This is a genomic window from Spartinivicinus ruber (genome assembly GCF_011009015.1).
Taxonomy (GTDB): Bacteria; Pseudomonadota; Gammaproteobacteria; order Pseudomonadales; family Zooshikellaceae; genus Spartinivicinus; species Spartinivicinus ruber.
Window position 1 is genome coordinate 658648 of the sequence record NZ_CP048878.1, and the last position, 20866, is coordinate 679513.

General features: G+C 37.4%; 20 protein-coding genes. 8 read left to right on the plus strand and 12 right to left on the minus strand.

Going from position 1 to position 20866, the window contains the following annotated elements:
• Positions 1-126: 126 nt before the first annotated feature.
• The 3 genes from G4Y78_RS03015 to G4Y78_RS03025 form a co-directional block, all read right to left on the minus strand.
• Positions 127-555 (minus strand): VOC family protein, encoded by a 429-nt coding sequence (locus tag G4Y78_RS03015; protein ID WP_163831542.1) that lies wholly within the window; start codon positions 553-555, stop codon positions 127-129.
• An 896-nt stretch (positions 556-1451) separates the two neighbouring features.
• Complete coding sequence (locus G4Y78_RS03020; protein ID WP_230425689.1) at positions 1452-2066, minus strand: DODA-type extradiol aromatic ring-opening family dioxygenase; 615 nt, start codon at positions 2064-2066, stop codon at positions 1452-1454.
• A 258-nt stretch (positions 2067-2324) separates the two neighbouring features.
• Complete coding sequence (locus G4Y78_RS03025; RefSeq protein ID WP_163831544.1) at positions 2325-3200, minus strand: LysR family transcriptional regulator; 876 nt, start codon at positions 3198-3200, stop codon at positions 2325-2327.
• Between the two features lie 204 nt (positions 3201-3404).
• On the opposite strand from G4Y78_RS03025, the gene G4Y78_RS03030 reads away from it, so the two are divergent.
• Complete coding sequence (locus G4Y78_RS03030; protein ID WP_163831546.1) at positions 3405-4418, plus strand: zinc-binding alcohol dehydrogenase family protein; 1014 nt, start codon at positions 3405-3407, stop codon at positions 4416-4418.
• Between the two features lie 60 nt (positions 4419-4478).
• On the opposite strand, the gene G4Y78_RS03035 is transcribed toward G4Y78_RS03030, so the two are convergent.
• Positions 4479-5081, minus strand: a complete 603-nt coding sequence (locus tag G4Y78_RS03035; protein WP_163831548.1) for a hypothetical protein — start codon at positions 5079-5081, stop codon at positions 4479-4481.
• A 76-nt stretch (positions 5082-5157) separates the two neighbouring features.
• A complete protein-coding gene (locus tag G4Y78_RS03040; protein WP_163831550.1) occupies positions 5158-5796 on the minus strand; it encodes a hypothetical protein in 639 nt (212 codons plus the stop codon).
• Positions 5797-6047: 251 nt separating this feature from the next.
• Here G4Y78_RS03040 and G4Y78_RS03045 point away from each other — a divergent pair, with 251 nt between their 5' ends.
• Positions 6048-6656: a hypothetical protein gene (locus G4Y78_RS03045; protein WP_163831552.1), complete on the plus strand. Its 609-nt coding sequence runs from the start codon at positions 6048-6050 to the stop codon at positions 6654-6656.
• A gap of 56 nt (positions 6657-6712) precedes the next feature.
• Positions 6713-7000, plus strand: a complete 288-nt coding sequence (locus G4Y78_RS03050) for a sll1863 family stress response protein (protein WP_163831553.1) — start codon at positions 6713-6715, stop codon at positions 6998-7000.
• A 350-nt stretch (positions 7001-7350) separates the two neighbouring features.
• On the opposite strand, the gene G4Y78_RS03055 is transcribed toward G4Y78_RS03050, so the two are convergent.
• Positions 7351-7653 (minus strand): hypothetical protein, encoded by a 303-nt coding sequence (locus G4Y78_RS03055; RefSeq protein ID WP_163831555.1) that lies wholly within the window; start codon positions 7651-7653, stop codon positions 7351-7353.
• An 847-nt stretch (positions 7654-8500) separates the two neighbouring features.
• Positions 8501-9952 carry a S8/S53 family peptidase gene (locus tag G4Y78_RS03060; protein ID WP_163831557.1) on the minus strand — a complete coding sequence of 484 codons (1452 nt, stop codon included), beginning with the start codon at positions 9950-9952 and terminating at the stop codon, positions 8501-8503.
• 340 nt (positions 9953-10292) lie between these two features.
• Here G4Y78_RS03060 and G4Y78_RS03065 point away from each other — a divergent pair, with 340 nt between their 5' ends.
• Positions 10293-10982, plus strand: coding sequence for a pectin acetylesterase-family hydrolase (locus tag G4Y78_RS03065; RefSeq protein ID WP_163831559.1), 690 nt, complete (start codon positions 10293-10295; stop codon positions 10980-10982).
• 101 nt (positions 10983-11083) lie between these two features.
• Here G4Y78_RS03065 and G4Y78_RS03070 read toward each other — a convergent pair whose 3' ends face one another.
• Positions 11084-12019 carry an IS1595 family transposase gene (locus tag G4Y78_RS03070; RefSeq protein ID WP_163830705.1) on the minus strand — a complete coding sequence of 312 codons (936 nt, stop codon included), beginning with the start codon at positions 12017-12019 and terminating at the stop codon, positions 11084-11086.
• Between the two features lie 118 nt (positions 12020-12137).
• Here G4Y78_RS03070 and G4Y78_RS03075 point away from each other — a divergent pair, with 118 nt between their 5' ends.
• The gene (locus G4Y78_RS03075) at positions 12138-12563 is read left to right on the plus strand and encodes a hypothetical protein (protein WP_163831561.1); all 426 of its coding nucleotides are present in this window, start codon (positions 12138-12140) and stop codon (positions 12561-12563) included.
• Positions 12564-12803: 240 nt separating this feature from the next.
• Here G4Y78_RS03075 and G4Y78_RS03080 read toward each other — a convergent pair whose 3' ends face one another.
• Positions 12804-13742 carry a hypothetical protein gene (locus G4Y78_RS03080; RefSeq protein WP_163831563.1) on the minus strand — a complete coding sequence of 313 codons (939 nt, stop codon included), beginning with the start codon at positions 13740-13742 and terminating at the stop codon, positions 12804-12806.
• A 100-nt stretch (positions 13743-13842) separates the two neighbouring features.
• The gene (locus G4Y78_RS03085) at positions 13843-14358 is read right to left on the minus strand and encodes a glycine cleavage system protein R (RefSeq protein WP_163831565.1); all 516 of its coding nucleotides are present in this window, start codon (positions 14356-14358) and stop codon (positions 13843-13845) included.
• A 552-nt stretch (positions 14359-14910) separates the two neighbouring features.
• Between G4Y78_RS03085 and G4Y78_RS03090 the strand changes: the two genes are divergently transcribed.
• Entirely contained in the window at positions 14911-16104 is a 1194-nt protein-coding gene (locus G4Y78_RS03090) for a class I SAM-dependent rRNA methyltransferase (protein ID WP_163831567.1), read from the plus strand.
• A gap of 48 nt (positions 16105-16152) precedes the next feature.
• Here the strand turns inward: G4Y78_RS03090 and G4Y78_RS03095 are convergent, their stop codons facing one another.
• The gene (locus G4Y78_RS03095) at positions 16153-16806 is read right to left on the minus strand and encodes a histidinol-phosphatase (RefSeq protein ID WP_163831569.1); all 654 of its coding nucleotides are present in this window, start codon (positions 16804-16806) and stop codon (positions 16153-16155) included.
• A 485-nt stretch (positions 16807-17291) separates the two neighbouring features.
• On the opposite strand from G4Y78_RS03095, the gene rppH reads away from it, so the two are divergent.
• Positions 17292-17786 (plus strand): RNA pyrophosphohydrolase, encoded by a 495-nt coding sequence (gene rppH, locus G4Y78_RS03100; protein ID WP_222937718.1) that lies wholly within the window; start codon positions 17292-17294, stop codon positions 17784-17786.
• Between the two features lie 46 nt (positions 17787-17832).
• Complete coding sequence (ptsP, locus tag G4Y78_RS03105; protein WP_163831574.1) at positions 17833-20151, plus strand: phosphoenolpyruvate--protein phosphotransferase; 2319 nt, start codon at positions 17833-17835, stop codon at positions 20149-20151.
• Here the strand turns inward: ptsP and G4Y78_RS03110 are convergent.
• Entirely contained in the window at positions 20122-20700 is a 579-nt protein-coding gene (locus tag G4Y78_RS03110; RefSeq protein ID WP_222937629.1) for a YcbK family protein, read from the minus strand. The two genes, ptsP and G4Y78_RS03110, sit on opposite strands and share 30 nt — an antisense overlap.
• Positions 20701-20866: the final 166 nt, after the last annotated feature.

Genomic DNA, 20866 nt, shown 5'->3' on the forward strand with positions numbered 1-20866 from the left:
GATGGTGCGAATACAGCTTATGCATGGAGGCAAGTCTGATGCAGCAAGACTTGCGGTAGCTACTTTAATTTTCTTAAGAGTGCTATTGAAAACCATCAATTGATGGTTGCACCTAAAAACCATATATTATTCAATAATAAGACTGCCATCTTCATTGAACTCCCAACAGTCCCCATAAGCAACTTCCCATAAATAACCATCTGGATCTGAGAAGTAGCCACTATAACCACCCCAAAATACGTCTTGGGCTGGCTTTTCTATTGTGCCCCCTGCTTGCTGGGCTAGCTCCAGAACTGTGTTCACTTCAGCTTTGGATTTGGTGTTATGTGCTAAGGTGATTCCAGAAAAACTTGATCGATTGATTATAAACTCTGAAGATACATCTTTAGCTAGCTCATTCAGAGGGTAAAGAGCCAAACACACACCACTTGTTTTGAAAAAGATGATACCATCTTCAGGTTTTTTAGAAGTAGGAAACCCAAGAGTAGTATAGAATTGATAGGACTTTTCTAGGTTTGACACTCCTAATGTGATAATGCTAATACGTGGTTCCATTGATTAATAATCCTGTTGTAAAGTAAGCATGGTCAATACCATATATAATGATACTGTAAAAGCAGCAAGAGTGTAATGATACTTTAGTTCTAATAAAAGGCTAAAGTATAAGATTGTGTAAATTTAGTAAGTATTATCAAAATAACTAATAGTTTGATAGTATCTTATTATATAGTTACTTAGTTATATAAAAGTTGAAACAGTTAAACTTTTATAGTCTCATTAAAAAAATAATATATGAAATTTTAAATGCTGCTAGTCTATATTATTTTTATCCTAGTAGGTTGTAATATTGGTTGATACTTCGGAGCAAGCTATTATTACTAGTGTATAGTATACAACATATTGAGTTGATTAATGACATATTGCAATGACTGACTATTTTGATTGATAGGTCTTTTAGTTCCATTGGTTGAGATGTTTTTTATTTAGGATAGATGTGATTGATATGCTAAAGGATGAAAATGTAAAAAATTTTCATATGCATATAAATATGCCTCGGATTAACACCTGCCATAACTGGTAAGTCCTTCATTATCAGTTTGTGCAAAGCAAAGTCAAGCTTGACGCCTAATACCTATTATATTGCTGATGTTGGTTTTAAGTTTTTTGCTCATGGCTAGTAGCTCTGATCTTTAAAAACTAAACAGTCAAATAGTAAAGAATCCTTTTGTCATTTAAATAAAAGTTAACTTCTTCTTAGGGAGTATTAAGTTTTTTAAGGCTACCAAAGATAAGAGCTTGTTTTTATCTTGGATACATTAAAGGTGAAAACCTGTTTAGCTGGTGACTTTGCTAAACCATAGCAAACGTGTAATGGTAATAAGTGTTCTTCTCTCGGATGGCAATAAAAAGCTGCTGGAGCAGAGTGCCAGTTAATCAGTTTATTTTCTCTTTCAGCTTCTGTAAGCTTCTGACTTATACAGGTATCTATAAGCCATTTCTGCTTCTGGAAATACTCCAAAAAATGCTTTGAGATTGTGAAATGAAAAACCTGAGCCAATAACCATTACTTTTTCTTTTCTCAACTCAGAAAGTGCCTTACCGACTTGAATATGTTGTTCAGGATTTAATGTATTTAACAGGGATACTTGGACGCAGGGGATATTAGCATCTGGATACATTATTTTAAGTGGTATAAATAATCCATGATCAAAGCCTCTATCTTCATTAAGGTTTTCCTCAATACCTTTGTTTTTTAATAAATTAAATATTTTTTTTGCTAGGATTGGGTGACCTGGGGCAGGGTATTGGATATTATAGGATTCTTCTGGAAAACCATAAGAATCATATATTAGTGAAGGTGATTCACCACTAGTAATGGTTGGGATGGCTTCCTCCCAGTGAGCACTAATAACCACAATTGCCTGTGGTTTTTCGACGATAGAAGCAATTTTTTTAAGATTGTCTACTAATTTTATGTGTCCTTTATCATTTAATAGTGATAAAGGCCCACCACCATGAGATATATATAGCACTTCACTAAGAGAAGTATTTGATCTGCTATTCAAGGAAACCTCCTACTATTATGGACTCTTAGTAATTATAGTGTAAGAATTTCTACTTTGAATATAAAAATTAGGAAAATAAATGTAGAGGTTAAACTAATCTGGTTTACTAATTAAATTTATATAATATTTTTTATGGAATGCTATTCAGTATATTTATATAATAATGATTAGGTTTGATTGGTAACATAAAGGGATAAAAGCTGAAAGTAGTTGGCAGATAATACTATATTATTGATAATCCATTTGGTGTTTAACTACCTAGTCCTTAAAAAAAGGATAGCGCTTTACAAAATCTAGAAAGCACTTTAATGCTTTAGGTTGTTGGTTTCTACTTAGGTAAATAGCATAATATCTATTGTCAGGTACTTTGAGTGTGTCAATAGTTATTAATTTTTGTTCCCTGATTGACTCTTTACAGAAAAATATAGGTAGAAGTGCTAACCCTTGTCCATTAATACTGGCTTCCTTAATAAATAACAAGCTGTTACTACTCACTGTACCATTGACGTCAATATTAACTGTTTTATTAGTGCTTGTAAGTGGCCACTTAGGTAATGAGTCATGAATAATACAGTTATGTTTCTGTAGTGTCTGGATATCTGGTACACCAAACTGCTTAATGTAGTCAGGGCTGGCAACAACTACTCGTTTCAGGTTGGAAATTTTTTTACAAATCAAGTTAGAATCTTGTAATCGGCCAGTACGAAAGGCCACATCAATGCTATTGCTAACAATATCCATTGTTGTATCTGATACAAGCATTTCAATAGAGATATTTGGATATAGTTGTTGAAATTGTGTAATAACTTTTCCATGTATTGTCGTGCCTGAAGCTTCAGGAGCAGTAATCCGTAATTTACCCGTAGGTTGATCTCGCCACTCATTTAAAGCCAAGTTAGCTTCCTCAGCAGCTGTTAGCATATGCATACAGTACTTAACATACACTTCGCCTGCTGCTGTTAAACTGAGTTTTCGCGTGTTACGCGACAATAGCTTTACATCAAGCTGATTTTCTAATGAAGATATGTGCTGAGACACTGTTGATCTTGGTACTTCTAATGCTTTGGCCGCTGCTGTAAAGCTGCCATGCTTAACGACCAATGCAAAGCTGGCCATTTTCGTTAGCGGTATCATAATGACTTCTCATTGTTCATATTTATGAACACTATTGTTTGATAATATAGTCTAATCACTATTAATGTATCTGTCTATAATGCTGATAAAGACCTGAACTAAGTTAATGTATAAAGGTTGTAAGTGAGTTGCCTGGTCATTAAATAATAAAGTTGGCAATAAAATATATTATTAATGTTTATAACGTAAATGAGATAAACTAATATGAAAGCAATAGGTTTTACTGAATCAAGATCAATTACTGATGAACAGAGTTTATTAGAGATTTCGCTTGATAGACCTGAGCCTGGTCCACGAGATTTATTGGTCAAAGTTTCTGCTGTTTCGCTTAATCCCGTTGATGTGAAGGTACGTCAACGTGCTGCAGTGCAAACTCAATTAGCGGAACCTAGAATTTTAGGTTTTGATGCTGTGGGTGAAGTGGTTGCAGTTGGGCAAGATGTGAGTTTATTTAAAGTAGGTGATAGGGTTTTTTACGCAGGAGACATTAGTCGTCCAGGTAGTAATGCTGAATTTCAGCTGGTGGATGAGCGAATAGTAGGTCATAAGCCCACTCAACTGTCTATTGAAGAAGCGGCGGCATTACCTTTAACTTCATTGACAGCTTGGGAGGCTTTGTTTGACCGTCTCTCTATACAAACAGAAGAAGGAAAAAACAAGACAATATTAATTATTGGGGGAGCTGGTGGTGTCGGTTCTATAGCTATTCAACTGGCTAAGCAAGTTGGAAAGCTTAATGTGATTGCAACAGCTTCAAGGTCAGAAACAGAACAGTGGGTGAAGGAGCTGGGAGCAGATACAGTGGTTAACCATCACCAATTAGTGGAAGATGTTAAAGCTCAGGGGATAGAACAAGTCGATTATATTTTTAATACGGCTGATACTTATAATCATTGGGAAGCAATGGTGCAGCTTATTAAACCACAAGGTGGAATTGTGGGGATTGTAGAAAGTAAGGAGCCAATTAATCTTTCACAATTACAGGGGAAATCAGCCTCTTTTCATTGGGAATTAATGTTTACTCGGCCAATGTTTAATACGCTAGATATGGTTCAGCAACATCATATTTTACAGCAAATTAGCAAGTTAACTGATGAAGGTATTATTCGATCAACTTTAACAGAAACGATGAATGGGCTAAATGTAGATACATTCAAGCTGGCCCATCAGAAAATAGAAAGCGGGAAAATGATAGGTAAGCTGGTAGTTACTTATTAGATTGATTAAAAGTGCTACATTTCTTTATACTGGGGCATTAATATAATTGTTGAATAATAGCTATAATGGTTTTGAAAATAAATAAATCTCTAGCTTCGTTCCTTGGATAAAAATGTCAGAAAGACTATCCAGATTATAATTGATCAAACCTGTCAATGAGATATGAAATGGCAGTAACATTGAGTCACTTGGTTGTTCAAGCTCTGGCAATAAGGTATTTAAAGTAAGTGTATAGTGCTCTTTATCCAAGGGCTGCAGTTCATTACTAATGCTGCTTGTATAGGTCTTAGAAGTAAAATCTGTTGCTCGCTGATTATGATAGCCGACAAGTAATTTGGAGGTGATTCTATCGCCTTCATGGGTCATTTGTCCTAAGAAGTCTACTATCACTTTTGAATGGCGATAGTCAATAGCGTAGCCTTCTGGTACAAAAACTTCCCCTGTGATACGGCATTTTGTTATTGGTTGGGTATTTTCACGATCGACTTTTAGTGAACGTATATCAAAAACTATTTTAGTTGTACCCACTTGTTCTACTATATAGGCCCCTTTACACTGACTAACATCAACATTCAATAGTTCAATGACGTCCTGCTGTTGTGAGGCAATAATAAAGCTACAATGACAAAGTAGCCAGCCATAAGTTAAGTGGCAGTATCGCATCACATATCCTCATTCTAATTAAAAGAGAGCAGCAGTTTAGTTGCTACTCTCTACTATTTATATTAATAGTCTTATTTTAAAGTGTAGAGTCAGCTCCCTGTTGGCAAGGGCTAAACTGAATTCTACAAAGTTTTACATAACCAGCATCTGAAACACCTTCATCTAAAGAAACGAGTGTAATGCCGCTTCTGTCAGTTTTGGGTTGAGTTGTTGATACATATAAACTGGTGGTTAAAGGAACTGAAGTTCCATAGCAACTTTGATGCTGTGGTGATAACTGGCTTCGGGAAATAGTGCCAACATAGTCATTGATATCTCCTGCTCCACCATCTTCTTCTTTATTTAAAAAACGAGTATTACGAACAGAAGGTGCATTTGCAACGCGATGGGAAACAGTTACACGACCAGAGCCCTGTTCTGATAGTTGGTATATACCATCAACTGCAAATACAAATGAATCAAGTCGATAGCCTCTTGGCAGATTAACTTTATAATTCATTGTGCAGCGGCGCTTTGAATATACACCTTCCGTGCTATTGGCTGTCATATCATTAAAAAAGGCGGCAATATAGGTTTTACCTCCTTCGTTAACAATTCTAATATCATCTCCAATGCAATCGCCAGATAGTTGTGGTTGACTAATATGCAACGGGTTCGCAGATGCTGTTGCTGCTATAAATGAAAGAGATAATGCTGTAAGTGCTTTTTTAAACATGAATCACTCCTTTGATTCAGATATAGTTAGATTTATTATTTGAAAGGCAGTTTTTGCCATACTTAAAATAAAATAGCAAGCTAAAGACTAATAAGATTTTAATTGAATATCTAGGCTTAATTAGTCATATGCTAATAGGAATACAGTACTCATTTTGGTGTTGGTGGTTGTTTATCGTATAACTTAGTTGATTTAATAATTATATTGATTTTTTATTTTGAGTCTCTTTTCACTGTGATAAGGTCATAAATATGAAATGCAAAGTAATTGCTTTTATTATACTTTTTATAAGTATGGTTACAGTAACAGCTTCTGTTTCCGCCTTTGATAATATTGAATTTGATAGTTTGTCATTAGAAGGGAATTGTATTAATGATGATATTCAAGTAATTAAAGAGTTAGGAGGTGCTTATATAAAGGCATATTTTAATGATATGACAACCACTACAATGGTAACAAGTCCTGAAATACGTAAATGTATTATTCAATATAATGTCACAATTCCGCGAGATTATCGATTAAGTAGCTTAAAATTTGCTATGGATAGTATCTATAAATTTTCAATAGGAGGGTCTGCTTGGTTATCTATTGCTCACGGTGTAGGTAATGCAGCCCCTTATCGTTCGAGTAAACTTTACCACTATAAAAGAGATGGCGAAAATGGTGAAATAAATGACTATAATGTGACAATTCCATGGAATAAACTACCTCAGGAATATCAAGGATGTGGCGCAACTAAAATACCAGTTAAAACTGAGTTAATGATAGTTGCATCTCAATTCACCAATGCTGGGCCTACAGTTATTACCTTGGATGAAGCTGTATCAAGAGTAAAATTGCAGTACTGTAGTGATAGATAATGTATACACTTTCATAGCAGGCTAACTATATATTGCAAATTATAAAGGAAAAAATTATGAGTATGAAAGAATCCTATGAAAAGAAGCTAGAGGCTAAACTTGATGAGCTAAGTGCTGAAATTGATAAGTTAAAGGCAAAAGCAAAGCAAACTGAAGCAGATACTGAGCTTGAGTATTATAAACATATTGAAGAGCTTAAAACTATGCAAGAAAATGCTCGTACTAAGTTAAATGAATTAAAAGTAGCAAGTAACGATGCTTGGGAAGACCTTAAAACCGGTCTTGATCATGCAAAGGATTCACTCAATGATGCTTTAAAATCAGTAGCATCTAGATTTAAATAGCTAGGGTATGTGGATCAAACCTTCTTTCTTTATTAACAGTATTTTGTTTATTCATGTTAGGTGAAGTAATTTGATCACTAAAGTTGCAGGTATACGCTGCATTTTTACTCGTGCTGCGACTGGTTTATCCTTGACTCCTATTTGTAGGGATAACGAGGTCGTAATTATGGATATGGATTCCCTTAGGTTGACGTTTGTGTAAATTACTTTCAGTGATATTACCGAAGTAATTAAATTGATTATACTTATTGAAGTTTGATTTTTTGTTATGTATAAAATACTGACGGGTATAAGTTTACCCGTGCAAAAATTGTTAAAACATATTTTTATTGTTTATCTTTGCATTATTGTTAGACGAAAGTTTCAAGCTCAACCTGTTGGGTAACTGAGTAAGATAAGCTGGAATAAGATTTAACTGTAAATAATAATAGCTCCTCAAAGTTGTCATGAGGCAGATTGTATAAGGATGCTATTAGCATAGCTTCAAGTACAGTGAACCATGCCCATTTGGAAAAAGTTGTTTGGTTTCTATTTGGTTGCAATTCGAAATGTTTTTGCAGGAACTTCTCATGCTTGCTGAGAAGTAATAATGCCATTTCAGTTTCACTATCACTACAACCATTATGACATAAAGAAGTATTTTGTGTATTCATTATATCTCCAAAACATCTTGTTTGCTAACTGACTTAAAATATGCAGCAAAAAATTAGCCATAATTACTAAATGATTATTATTTTTTGGCTGCATATTTTAAAAACGAACAAATGGTGTTTTTCTAAAATTGAATGGTTTAGAATTAGCCTGAGCGCTTACGTGGTCTTGCAACCTTTGGTTTAATTTTAGCAATAATAGTTACATCTGTGATAAAACTCGGCATTGTAACATTCGCTATATAGTCAACGTATGAAGTGGTTTCGTAAATATATATTATTGCATTAGATACTGGTGATAAAATTACTGAAGATACTAATGACAGCATGCAAATCCAACTAGGCACCTTTTCCATGGCTTGTACCTCTTCCTATTTTAAGTTTAATGATCTTTTATATAAATTTCCTTTTTAGGAACAACGAAATAAGAATTTGTAAAGCATCTTATACATTGATTTGCTATATTAGGTGTGAAGTTTATTAATTGAAATGTAGCTTTATGTGAAAAAAATATAAATAAATATATTGTGATGTTGGTTTTTGTTGAGAATATACTGAAATAGCAGATGAACTGAAAGGATGTTGTGTAAGTGTAAAGAGCTAAAGTAAAGAAAATTAATAGCTTAGGACGATGTTTTTAATTCTGTTGTAAGTATGTCTTTGTTGGTGGAATAAATAGCTGATTTGAATGTTGAAATTCCTTGTATGTGGAAATTAATTGAAGTAAGTTTCTACATAGGTAATTTGTTATGAAGAAAAATTTTACTACAGCTTTTAATGTTTTTTTTTGTCTAATGTTTACTCCATCCTCTCGAAGGGTGGAGTAAACATTGGGTTATATAAGTAGGTATTAAAGCTTAAGGCCTGATTTTACCTTTTGTAGAGCATTATCTCCATCTACTAATCCTAAGCCAAACTCTTCACTGGGTTTTATCTGGCTATTTGCCGTTTGCTTAATTGCATGGGTAGTTTGCCAAAGATGAAATTGTTTAATGTGATTGGGATAATATTTAGTAGATGCTTGGTAGAGTAAAGCGCTGATGGCTGCAAGTTGGGGAGCAGCAAAAGAGCTACCAGACTCAAAGTTATCAGTAATTGCAGTATAAACACCTTCTGCAGGAACAGCCAGGCTATGCAGTTGAGCTAATGGAAAATTGCCAGGAACAGTAGCAGTTAGCGCGGTTTGATCTGCGAAGGGGGCTGTATTTATAGCATAAAGTATATGTTGTTGATGCTTACTTGAAACAGGATCTACTAAAAAGCTATTAATTAGTTTGGTATCATAACAGGTAATGGCACCTACTTTACCTAAGCCAAGTTGTTGGCGGATAGGAGATAAGTTTTCATATAGATCAGTACCACAGTTTCCTAATGATTTGGTAACAATTGCTTGTCTTGTTAATGCAATTAATTGATCTCTAAAATTAGAATCTAAGTGACCTTCTTTTTCCAGAAATGTTCTACTCATATTGACGATAGTAATGTCTTTTCTAGTAAGTATATATCGTAGGGTTTTATTATAATTTTGGGTGTCAGTGCTGATTGGTATAATTTTAGATTTTGGGGCTATGGAAAGAATTATATCAATTACTGCATTGCCATGGCTCATGGAAACAGGGTCACCAAATTTTTTGATAGATTCGATAGTAGTGGTTTTATGCTTTTTTCTTTGTGTGGTTATGAGTGATTCTTCAAATACATCAAATACTGCTATTGTTGCACCTTCTCCAGTAAACTGCTTTTGTAGCTGTTTGATATTTATTTTATTAAACCTAGGGTGGGCAATCAAAATGGTTGATTTAATGTTTTTATTTAGAGAGTCTAACGTTGTTATAGCTTCATCAAACTTAGGTTGATAATATTCTTGCTGCTCTTGAGGTAAGAAAGAATATATTAACTGAGCTAGACTCTTAAACTCATTAATTGTATTTGTCCATTTGTAAGCTTTATATTTTTTAATTAATGATAAATTATATTTTTTTTGCTTAATGTGTAGTAGTTGAATATTGAGTGGGTGTAAATTAAGCAACTCACTAGTTTGAGCTATATCAACAGCGTAGTAGCTTTCAATAGCAGCCACTATGTCGTTGTTATCAGACTCCATGCCAATAATAGACATTAAGGTTTTGATTGATTTCAAATCATTATGTAGTTGATTGTTAAACTGTTTATCAAGTTCTAGTAGATACTTGTTTATGTCACTTTGTTTTTGTATCTGTACTTCAAGCTCTGCAAATGGAAAGCCATATCCTAGGCAAGGTAGTATAAATAGTAAACAAAATAAAGTGGTGCTTCTTATCATGTGATAGTCCCTTCTTAAAGTATACTCTTGTTAAATAAATTTTAGGGTTTGTTGTCGTCCTTAAGCTCCAAGGATGGTGTGAATGCAGTTTATGCAGGAGAAATAAACTGTCTTCACTCTAATCATTTATTGAAATATAAACTCATAGGGCTTCATCGCTCGATGGCTGTCCCTGAAAACCATTCGCTTTGACTATATGTATTGACTACAGCTTGATGAAAAAATAAATGCTAGAAACCACCTATACTCTGATAGCTCGACAGGCTATTCAAGCTGTATTAGCTTGAAAAAATTGGTTGGTAAGTCAGTTTAATAAAAATAAAGACAAGGAGGTCAAAAAGTGGCTTTACGACTATCAAGGGTTAAAAATTTTAGTGTTCTGTTGGTATTGACTCTACTAATAGGCCATACGCAGGCTAACTCTTCAATGGAGCAGTATGCTAAACAGCAATTAACTTCGTTAAACAAAATAAACAAGCTAACTGAGACTGAGAAACAGGGGAGTTTTCCATTAATACCCAACCCAACAAGTTTTAATGATGGTTTTGACCCTAGGCGATTTGGCAAATGGCAACAAGTTGAGTTGCATCCTTATACAGGGGCTACTTGTGGTAATGGGTCTCCCTATAAGTTCTATGTAAATTTGGCCCGAGGAACGACTAATTTAAGTATTAACTTTGAACCTGGTGGTGCTTGTTGGGATTATGCTAGTTGCAAAGGTGAAAAAGGTATTAGTGGAGCGCGTAATATCAATGGTATTCCAGATAACTACATGAATAAATTGGAGACTGCTTATTTAACGCCTTTTCTATATCGTGATCATTATCGGGACGAATTTCCAGCACAAGACTGGATTCAGGTTTTTTTACCTTATTGTACAGGTGATGTACATGCAGGAGATCGGACTGTTGTTTATAAAGACTCAAACGGACAAGGAAAGTCTTATGTATGGCATCACCGAGGAGTCAGAAACTCTCGTGCAGTGGTTGCTTGGTTAAGAGAAAACCTTAGTCAGCCGGAGCAATGCTAACAACCGGTTGTAGTGCAGGTGGTAATGGTGCAATTATGAATTACCATTATCTAAGGAGAGATTTGCAGCCTACAAATAGTTATTCCTAATTATCATCATACCTAAGCTATATTTAGTAGCTTACCTGGTAGTGGAGGTGTTCTCAGTGCTACAAATGCTAGCCTAGGAATAAATTCTACTAAGCTAAATCTTCGATTAAATCGATACTGAAATTCAGCAAGATAACGTTGTGCATATTTAGCGCGAATAGCATGATAAGTACTACGTAAAGCACTTTTTAAGTTTCCAAGGATGGTGTTAACCCAATAAAATTCAGGTTCCTCTACTGATGCACGACCACCACCGCATACAATTTTATCATGAAGACAACCTGCTTCTATGACACCATTAAAACAGGCCAGTCCATCGGAGATTACGGTACTGCCCTTGGCCAAATTCTGCCTACTCCAAGCCGTTATCTCTTCTTTATTAAACCCTTTTAAAATGCTCAGTTTAATTCGTGTCGGTTGACCTTGTTTTGTTGTTTCTACGGCTGCTACAAAAGGTATTTTCCCATCTGCTCCCCTACCTCTTTTGCAACCTGTACGCTCACCACCAAGATAGGCATCATCAATTTCAATAAAACCCGACAATTGCTTGGTGCCTTCTCTTTCTTGCATCACTTTCATGAGCTTATGTTTCATTCTCCAGGCAGCTTGATAGGAAATACCTAAATGGCGATGTAATTCTATGGCTGATATACCTTTTTTGTCTTGGGAGATCAAATACATCCCTTGGAACCAAGTCTTTAATGGTAATTTGGTTGATTCAAAGATAGTACCTGCAGTTACAGATGTTTGCTGGTGACATTTATAGCACTGCTGAAGCTTTCTAGTAGTGAGTTGACAGCATTTGTCGTATCCACAATTGGGGCACTGAAAACCTTCTGGCCATCGCAATTTGTATAAGGTATTAAAGCATTGTTCTTCTGTACCATATTGTTTGAGAAACTCGTTTAAACTCAGGCCTTTTTGAAATTGAACTTTGTTGATAGCCATTATTTATACCTTCTCAATTAAGTTTCCATGCTGTTCAAATATACAGCAGTTAATGGCTTAGGTATAGTGATAATTAGGTAGTTATTTACTAAATGACTCTGGGCCAGTATTTAATGCATTGAATAACTCTGGTGATTGGAAATCTTATCCAGGGCATTTAGCCATTCGTAAGGCTTGGGGGCTTGATCCTTTAATAGAAGAACTGGGGCAGGACTTAGTTGGCTTAACTAAAGAGAATTTAGGTAGTTTTTATGGTGCTTTAGCTAATTATTATACTGAAGACAGATTAGCTTATAGTCACTTCAGAGAGGATTTAATTTACTCATCTTATTCTTATGAAAGATTTTATCCTGAAATCTATAATCAGCCAGATAAAAACAAGCGTAAGCAGCTAATTCATCAATATTGGTACCAAGATACTGATAACTTAATTAGTGAGTTGGATAAATACGGCAATTGGGGATATTTTTTTCCTCAGTATCGTGGCCTAGCAGGCAGCCACTGTACAACAGTTCTGGAGTTTGCCTCAAGAGGAAGGGCTTGAGTTTAACGATTTTGTCGATAACTTATTCAATCAGTCGTCGCCGCTTTTAAAGAAAGTAGAGTATGACAGCACGAGAGATTTTCAGCGCCCGGTAAGTTGGTTGTATCGTATCATCAATATGATGATGGGTATAAATAACTAACATGGTATATTGTAAGTAATAAGATACTATTGTAATAGTCAAGGTGATTGATTTACAGGATAAGGCTTGTCCTGTAAATTACTCACTAAGGATAAATATTATTGGTTACTTGGTCTATTTGACTCAGCTGGATAATATATTTTTGCTCTGAGCTCGGCTAGTTTTTTGGCAATAAGCCGTTGTTTCTCTGTTTCTAGAAGGTTAGGATATTGTTGATCTATAGCGGCTAATAAAATAAGTTCTTGTTGTTGATATTCCTTGTGAAGCTTTTGTTGTTGACTGTTTTGTACAGAGCTGTTGCTAGCATAATATTTCGCTTGAATTGCTTTTGCTTGTTTAAATAGTTCTTGTTCATCTTTATTAGCAGATTGCTCTAGTAGTTTTAGCTCTGCAGCTAAGGACTCTTGTTTAGATAAAGATTCATCTAACAAGCTTTCTATTTTTGTTAAGGTCTGTTGATATTGCTCACTTTCCAATGATTGATCTTCTAAGTGTCGAAACAGTGATGTTAACTGACTGCTTGTTTGTGGTGCTTGAAAAGACTGGGTTAACTCATCACCTAAAATTTCTTCCAGGCTATTAGCAATGAGCGGTTTTTTTTTTGGAGATTGGTCTGCGTTTAGTAACTGGTCAGCGAGATAGAATCGATAAAGGTTAACCAATAAGTTTTTTAGCTCTGATGGATGTTTTTTGGGTATCAAATTGCTGAATAACTTAATACAGGCTTGTACTTGGGTGCTTGGGCACTGTTTCATGATTAATGCAAAGCTTGCTGTTAATTGTGGTTGAGCCTCAACAGCTGCTTGTAATAAAGAGCTTTTATCATAAGACAGTAATCTCTGGATTGTATGATGACTGACAGTTATTTTTTTTATGATATTGGGTTGTGATGATAATTGGTTTGACAGGCTGGCTTCATTATTGACTACAGTTTCTACTAGTTTAGTATGGGTTCTGTTGTTCAGTAGTAAAGTGAAAAAATAGCCAATTAAAATTCCGGTTGCTATAGCAATAACAGCTAGTTTATATTTGGTCATGCTATCCTTGGTGGTTGTGATTAATCACACCTATAACCACTAATCGTTATTTTTATCTTCTGGTATAGGTGAGAATGGTTGATAATAGTGTGAGTAATTATTAATTCATATTAATTTCAACTATTAACTCGTTTGCTAATGACTCTAAATCTTGTGCTAGTTTTTCTTTATTTATATTCATAGGGACTTGCAGGATAGCCTCTGCTTTAAATAACATATCGTTGGACATGGGGGCAGGGCTGCATTCAGAATGTAAGTCTATAACATTAATATGACGTTGAGCTAACGCTGCCGAAATTTCTTTAATAATGCCAGGATGGTCATTGCCGACGAGATGTAATGTTATTTGGTAGGTTGTTTCTGGCTTAGAGGATTGGTTGCTGATTTCAAAGTGGATATGACAGTTGTCTGAATTACTGCGTTTTAGCTGTTTAACCAATAGATCAACGTTTTGTTCGGGTACTTCAATTCGAACGATGCCTGCAAATTTACCTGCCATTTGGCTCATTCTGCTTTCTAACCAGTTGCCTTGGTGTTGACTAATGATATTCGATAGGTTTCCTACTAGACCAGGTTTGTCGTCGGCAATAATCGATAATATAAGACTTGTTTGCATCAATAATTCCTCTGAGGTACTGTCGTTTATTTTGTTTCTGCGGTTTTTTAGGGTATAAGTTGGTATTGCCAGCGTGATGGGTATATTTAATGACATTACACAGTAATCCAATTATGGCAAATTGAAAAGTAGTTAGCTTTAACGATAGGCCTGAATATTTTGTTAGTTTGGGGAAATATTTAGATCAGTCTCTGGCTGATAAGGATGAATATGATATATAAGGACTCTATACCCAATGCGAAGGATTTTTAGTTAAGGCCATCAAGTGACGAAGCCTCATGAGCCTATATAAATAGGTGATTAGGGTGAGGAGCGATGATAACAAAACCTAGAAATGATTCATGACGGGTATACTAAGCAAAGCCAAAGTATGGCAGTATGTAACCAGAAACGATTGTATTACCGTTAACTAGCCAAACTTTAAAGGAGCATTGGTTATACCTTTTGAGCGAAATCGCAATCAATATTGAAGCTTTGGGTATATTTATCCTTTAATTTATTCGGCGGTGTAACTTGCAAGTTAAGCCAATTTTGTGTGGATAGAATGGTGCTATGTCACTTCCAACTATACGATTAAAAGCAAAAGCAGATCGCAGGCTCCGGGCGGGGCACTTGTGGATTTTTAGTAATGAGGTAGATGTTAAAATCACCCCATTTAGTAACTTTGAGCCTGGCACTCAAGCCATTGTTGAAAGCTCTACAGGAAAGCCGTTGGGTGTAGCAACAATAAACCCTAATACTTTAATATGCGGTCGTTTGATTAGCAGAGATATTCAATACAGCTTAACCAAGTCATTTATTATTCATAAAATAAATATTGCACTGTCTTTGCGTGAGCAGGTTTTTAATAAACCTTTTTATCGCTTGATTTATGGTGATAGTGATGGATTACCTGGACTGGTGGTTGACCGCTATGGTGAATATCTGGTGGTACAATTAAGCACTGCTGGGATGGAATTAGCCAAAGGTGAAATCATAGCAGCTTTGGAACAAGCGCTGCAGCCCAAAGGGATTTTATTTAAAAACAACGGTCAATCCAGAGCTTTGGAAGGGTTGCCTGAATATGTAGAAGTGGTTTCTGGTGAAGTGCCTGATAACCTTCAACTGGAAGAAAATGATGTATTCTTCCTAGCCCCAGCAAAACATGGTCAAAAAACAGGCTGGTTTTATGATCACCGAATGAGCAGGGCACGACTACAAAACTATGCTAAAGGCAAGCGGGTGTTAGATGTCTTTAGTTATGTGGGGGGCTGGGGAATTCAAGCAGCTAAAGCGGGGGCATCAGAAGTCATCTGTGTTGATAGTTCTAAAACAGCCTTAGAATTTGTGACTGCCAATGCAGAATTAAATGGCGTTAAAAATACGGTAGAAGCCTTATGTGGCGATGCTTTTGAGGCACTAAAACAGCTTAAGGAAAATGGTGAGCGGTTTGATATTGTAGTAGTAGATCCACCTGCTTTTATTAAGCGTCGTAAAGACTTATCAAATGGTGAGTTAGCCTACCGGCGAATTAATGAGCTGGCTATTCGGCTATTGGAAAAAGACGGTATTTTATTGTCAGCTTCCTGTTCTATGCATTTAAAACGGGATGTGTTGGTGGATATTCTGCGTCAGGCAAGTCGTCATCTAGACCGCAATTTACAAATTATTGAACAGGGTTACCAAGGTCCAGATCATCCTGTGTTGCCGGCAATTCCTGAGACGGAATATTTAAAAGCCTTATTTTGTAGGGTTACATTGATTTAAACTGCTATTTTAGTACCCTCTCCTCTTGGAGAGGGTATATTTACTCTACTACCTCAGGCTAATAATTGGCCAACCGTTGGTTTGGGCTACTTCCCGCAAAGTGTCATCTGGATCAACAGCAACTGGGTTATCCACTTCTTCTAATAGCGGCAAGTCGTTGTGTGAGTCACTATAAAAGAAACTGCCTGCTAAACTATGGCTGGTTGCTGTCAGCCAATTATGGAGTCGCTTGACTTTACCTCCCTGGAAACAGGGGGTGCCTGACACTTGTCCGGTATAGCGGCCATTGAGAAATTCTGGCGTGGTGGCTAAAAGATGATCCACGCCTAGTCGCTCAGCAATAGGGGAGGTGACAAAAGCGTTGGTCGCAGTGATTATTAAGAGATAATCACCCTGGTCGCGATGATCGTTTAATAGTTTGGTGGCTTTCTCCAGCATCAATGGTTCTATTTTTTCTGACATAAACTGCTGGTGCCACTGAGTAAGCTGCTTGGTACTGTGTTGGCTAAGTGGCTTTAAAGAAAACTGTAAAAATTCATTAATATTTAGCGTGCCATTCAAGTAGGCTTGGTAATAGTAATCGTTGGCCTGTTTATAGGCTTCAGCATCAACAATGCCTTGTTCCACTAAGAACTCTCCCCAGGCATGGTCACTATCACCACCAAGTAATGTGTTATCAAGATCAAATATTGCTAGTGCCACTTTCTTAACTCCTAACTTAACTCCTAAAACTTTCAATTAACTCTAAGCTTCTCTGCTTACCAAACAAACCCTTTGCCCCTTTTCCCTTTTGTTGACTTAAAAAGCTCGCGCTTTTATAGAGCAACGACTAGTATGGTTTGGATTTATATAGCGTGTGCTTCTAAAACCATTACCAAGATAAGTGAATATAGCTTTAATAGCCGACAGCTATGTTATTCGTAAGCTATATTACTAAGAGGTTTGAAAATACGGATACCTCTTATTTACAGGATGCATCACCAGATGTAAATCATTTTGATGGGGGGTGAAGTTACACTTATGTATCTTCAGGTAGCCCCTAAGTTTAACCATTTTTTGCAGATAGCTTTTAAAGCACGTTGCTGAAACTTGCTGATTTGTGGAACAATGCAGTTAATGTTTACAGATTTCTGATAACGATGCACGCTATGAGTGATAGTCATCGTGAGATACAACAGTCGACTGGAATAATTGATGCGGACGGATTTAGGCCTAATGTAGGTATAATCCTTGCCAATCAGCACTCCCAGGTGTTGTGGGCAAGACGAATTGGTCAAGATGCATGGCAATTTCCACAAGGAGGGATTCATTCTGGTGAGTCTCCAGAGGAAGCTATGTATCGTGAGCTTCATGAAGAGGTGGGATTACAGCCTCAAGATGTCAGTGTCTTAGCCTGTACTCGGGGTTGGCTAAGGTATCGTTTACCTAAACGACTCGTTCGCCATCATTGCCATCCGATTTGTGTAGGACAAAAACAAAAATGGTTCTTGCTGGAGTTATTAACGGCCGATGATCAAGTCTGCGTTAGTCATACAAATTCGCCTGAATTTGACGGCTGGCGCTGGGTCAGCTATTGGTACCCCTTAGGCCAGGTGATTTCGTTCAAACGTGAAGTATACCGTCGGGCACTGAAAGAGTTAGCGCCACGAATGAGCCGACTGAACAATATTAATAACCGTTAGTCCAACCCAGCTATCCTAATGGTATAAGGTTGCGGATAAGGTAAGTATGCTTAATACATTAAGGAGGATTGTCCAAGAGGTGAATGCCGCTCACGACTTGGAGACGGCATTGGATATTATTGTCAAGCAAGTTCGCCAGGCTATGCATACCGAGGTATGCTCTGTATATCTTTTTGACCATGAAACCAACCATTATACACTGATGGCGACTGAGGGGCTTAACCGCTCTGCTATTGGTATTACTATTGGCCGTTCAGAAGGTTTGGTTGGCCAGGTTGGCTTACGTGAAGAACCGATCAACCTTGAAGATGCTCCTACCCACCCGAAGTTTCTTTACCTCGAAGAAACGGGTGAAGAATGCTTTCATGCCTTTTTAGGTGTCCCTATTATCCACCATCGGCAAATTCTGGGTGTGCTCATTGTACAGCAGCGAGAACGCCGCCGCTTTAGAGAAAGTGAAGAGTCATTTTTAGTTACTATGTCTGCTCAGTTGGCTGGGGTAATTGCCCATGCTGAAGCAACTGGTTCTATTAAAAAGGCCAACCTCAAAAGTGGTGAGCCTCATGAGGCTAAGTTTAATGGGGTTGCAGGAGCGCCAGGCGTAGCAATTGGTGAGGTAGTGGTTGTTTTACCACCGGCATTTTTAAATGCTGTACCTGACAAAGAAAGTGAAGATGCTGAGCTTGAGTTGCGCTCCTTTCAACAGGCACTGGAAGCTGTGCGTGAGGACATGCGGCGTACATCTAGCAAGCTTGCAGACAGGATTCGCCCAGAAGAGCAGGCGTTATTCGATGTCTATTTACGCATGCTTGATGACAACGCCATTGGTGCAGAAGTCAGTGCCTTGATTCGCCAAGGGCAGTGGGCGCAAGGTGCGTTAAGGCAAGTGATTGAAGAGCATGTTCGCGCCTTCGAAATGATGGAAGACCCTTATTTAAGAGAGCGGGCTGTTGATGTCAAAGACTTGGGTCGTCGAGTACTAGCTTACCTCCAGGAAGATAATAAGATTAATGTTACTTACCCCGATAACACCATTTTGGTAAGCGAAGAAGTAACACCCACTATGTTGGGGGAGGTTCCTAAAGAAAAATTAGTGGGGTTAGTGTCAGTACTGGGCTCGGTTAATTCTCATGTGGCGATATTAGCTAGAGCTATGGGAATTCCCACAGTGATGGGGGCTGTAGATCTGCCGTATAACCAGCTCAGTGGCAAAAGCGTCATTGTGGATGGTAACTTGGGCCGGGTTTATTTATCCCCATCCGCTGAATTATGTCGTCAATATCAAGATGTTGTTGATGAAGAAAAACAATTTATTGCTGGTTTGGAAGGTTTAAAAGGCCGCCCCTGTGTTACACGCGACAACTTTCGTATACCTTTGTGGGTGAATACGGGGTTAATGACAGATGTTATGCGTTCACTGGATCGTGGGGCTGAAGGTGTTGGCTTATATCGTACTGAAGTGCCTTTTATGATACGTGAGCGCTTTCCAAGTGAGAATGAGCAGCAAGAAATTTACCGTGCCCAGTTACAAGCTTTTGCGCCTAGTCCTGTTACTATGCGTACCTTGGATATTGGGGGCGATAAATCACTATCTTATTTTCCGATTGAAGAAGATAACCCATTTCTGGGATGGCGTGGTATACGGGTGACGCTTGATCACCCAGAAATTTTTCTGGTACAAATCCGTGCGATGTTAAAAGCCAGTGCGGGGCTAAATAATTTACGTATTATGTTGCCAATGATTTCCAGCGTGGCGGAAGTCGATGATGCTTTACACTTAATTCATCGTGCTTATGGTGAAGTGGTCAGCGAAGGAGTTAATGTGCAATTCCCCCCTGTAGGGGTAATGATTGAAGTGCCAGGAGCCGTATATCAGGTCTCTGAGTTTGTTAAGCGCGTTGACTTTTTATCCATTGGTAGTAATGACCTTACCCAATATATTTTGGCAGTGGATAGAAATAATCCACGTGTGGCTGATCTATATCACTCATTTCATCCAGCAGTGTTATATGCTTTAAAATCGGTGGTTAAAGATGCACATGCAGCAGGCAAGCCTGTTAGTATCTGCGGAGAAATGGCTGGTGAACCATCAGCTGTCGTATTATTAGTAGCGATGGGGTTTGATGTGTTATCGATGAATGCAACCAATTTACCTAAAGTAAAGTGGGTGCTCAGTAATATCAGCGTTAGTTGGGCTAGAGAAGTGCTGGGCAAGGTCATGGAATTAGACGATGCTAAAATAATTCACAGTACTTTGGAGTTAGAGCTAAGAAAGGCAGGTTTGGGAAAAATTTTGACACCTGCCAAAGAGCTCAACCCAACAGAAGTTACTACTTCACCAAATACGTGTGGGGCCGGTATCTAAGTGGATAAAGCCGCTGCCTGGATAATAGCCTACCCCGCCACCTTTTAGACTAAGTGCAGCACTTCTCACATCTTTTAAACTTCGACCTGGAATAGCAATATCAATGGCTCTGCCTTTCATATGGAAACTGTTTTTCGCTACATTACGGCCTTTACGGCGTAACATGGCGTTGGTTTTCGGTGAGCGGTAGCCTGATATAACATTAAAAGGTGTGTTATCTGGAACATCCAGTTGATATTTTAGCCAAAATAGTAGGTCCATTAATTCTGGATCCATGTCACATACTTCGCCAGAACGGTGATCGCGAAGCACTCGATTAATTTCAGACATGGCGTCCTGTACGACTTTACCTTTTTCCCAAAAAGTAACAGACGTTTTTTCCCCCGTGTGAGTATTATTTAGCACGAGAGACTTATAGGCAGGTTGAGCAAAGTCTGAAAAAATAGATGCTTGGCTGTAACTTGAAAGTGCTGCAGTGGTTAAGGTAGCAGCAGAACACATCAGAAACTGACGACGAGATAGTTTCTGTTCCATGCTTCGGTTGCGCACAATTAATACCTTTCAAAATTAAATTTTTGATCTGTAAACCAGATACTAAAAATCAAAGTGTTTAAATTTTGAACGATTTCGGGTTTTTATTAGTATTTTGGAACGCTCATTCATGTGAATAATTATGCATATGTAAGACCCGTTGTATACCTGTGGGTTCAATGTA

Coding starts and splice junctions, on each gene's coding strand:
- G4Y78_RS03035 (WP_163831548.1), bottom strand. CDS start 5,081: ATGCGATACTGCCACTTAACTTATGGCTGGCTACTTTGTCATTGTAGC.
- G4Y78_RS03060 (WP_163831557.1), bottom strand. CDS start 9,952: ATGATAAGAAGCACCACTTTATTTTGTTTACTATTTATACTACCTTGC.
- G4Y78_RS03015 (WP_163831542.1), bottom strand. CDS start 555: ATGGAACCACGTATTAGCATTATCACATTAGGAGTGTCAAACCTAGAA.
- G4Y78_RS03085 (WP_163831565.1), bottom strand. CDS start 14,358: ATGCAAACAAGTCTTATATTATCGATTATTGCCGACGACAAACCTGGT.
- G4Y78_RS03025 (WP_163831544.1), bottom strand. CDS start 3,200: ATGATACCGCTAACGAAAATGGCCAGCTTTGCATTGGTCGTTAAGCAT.
- G4Y78_RS03080 (WP_163831563.1), bottom strand. CDS start 13,742: ATGACCAAATATAAACTAGCTGTTATTGCTATAGCAACCGGAATTTTA.
- ptsP (WP_163831574.1), top strand. CDS start 17,833: ATGCTTAATACATTAAGGAGGATTGTCCAAGAGGTGAATGCCGCTCAC.
- G4Y78_RS03090 (WP_163831567.1), top strand. CDS start 14,911: ATGTCACTTCCAACTATACGATTAAAAGCAAAAGCAGATCGCAGGCTC.
- G4Y78_RS03050 (WP_163831553.1), top strand. CDS start 6,713: ATGAGTATGAAAGAATCCTATGAAAAGAAGCTAGAGGCTAAACTTGAT.
- G4Y78_RS03045 (WP_163831552.1), top strand. CDS start 6,048: ATGAAATGCAAAGTAATTGCTTTTATTATACTTTTTATAAGTATGGTT.
- G4Y78_RS03055 (WP_163831555.1), bottom strand. CDS start 7,653: ATGAATACACAAAATACTTCTTTATGTCATAATGGTTGTAGTGATAGT.
- G4Y78_RS03070 (WP_163830705.1), bottom strand. CDS start 12,019: ATGGCTATCAACAAAGTTCAATTTCAAAAAGGCCTGAGTTTAAACGAG.
- G4Y78_RS03040 (WP_163831550.1), bottom strand. CDS start 5,796: ATGTTTAAAAAAGCACTTACAGCATTATCTCTTTCATTTATAGCAGCA.
- G4Y78_RS03030 (WP_163831546.1), top strand. CDS start 3,405: ATGAAAGCAATAGGTTTTACTGAATCAAGATCAATTACTGATGAACAG.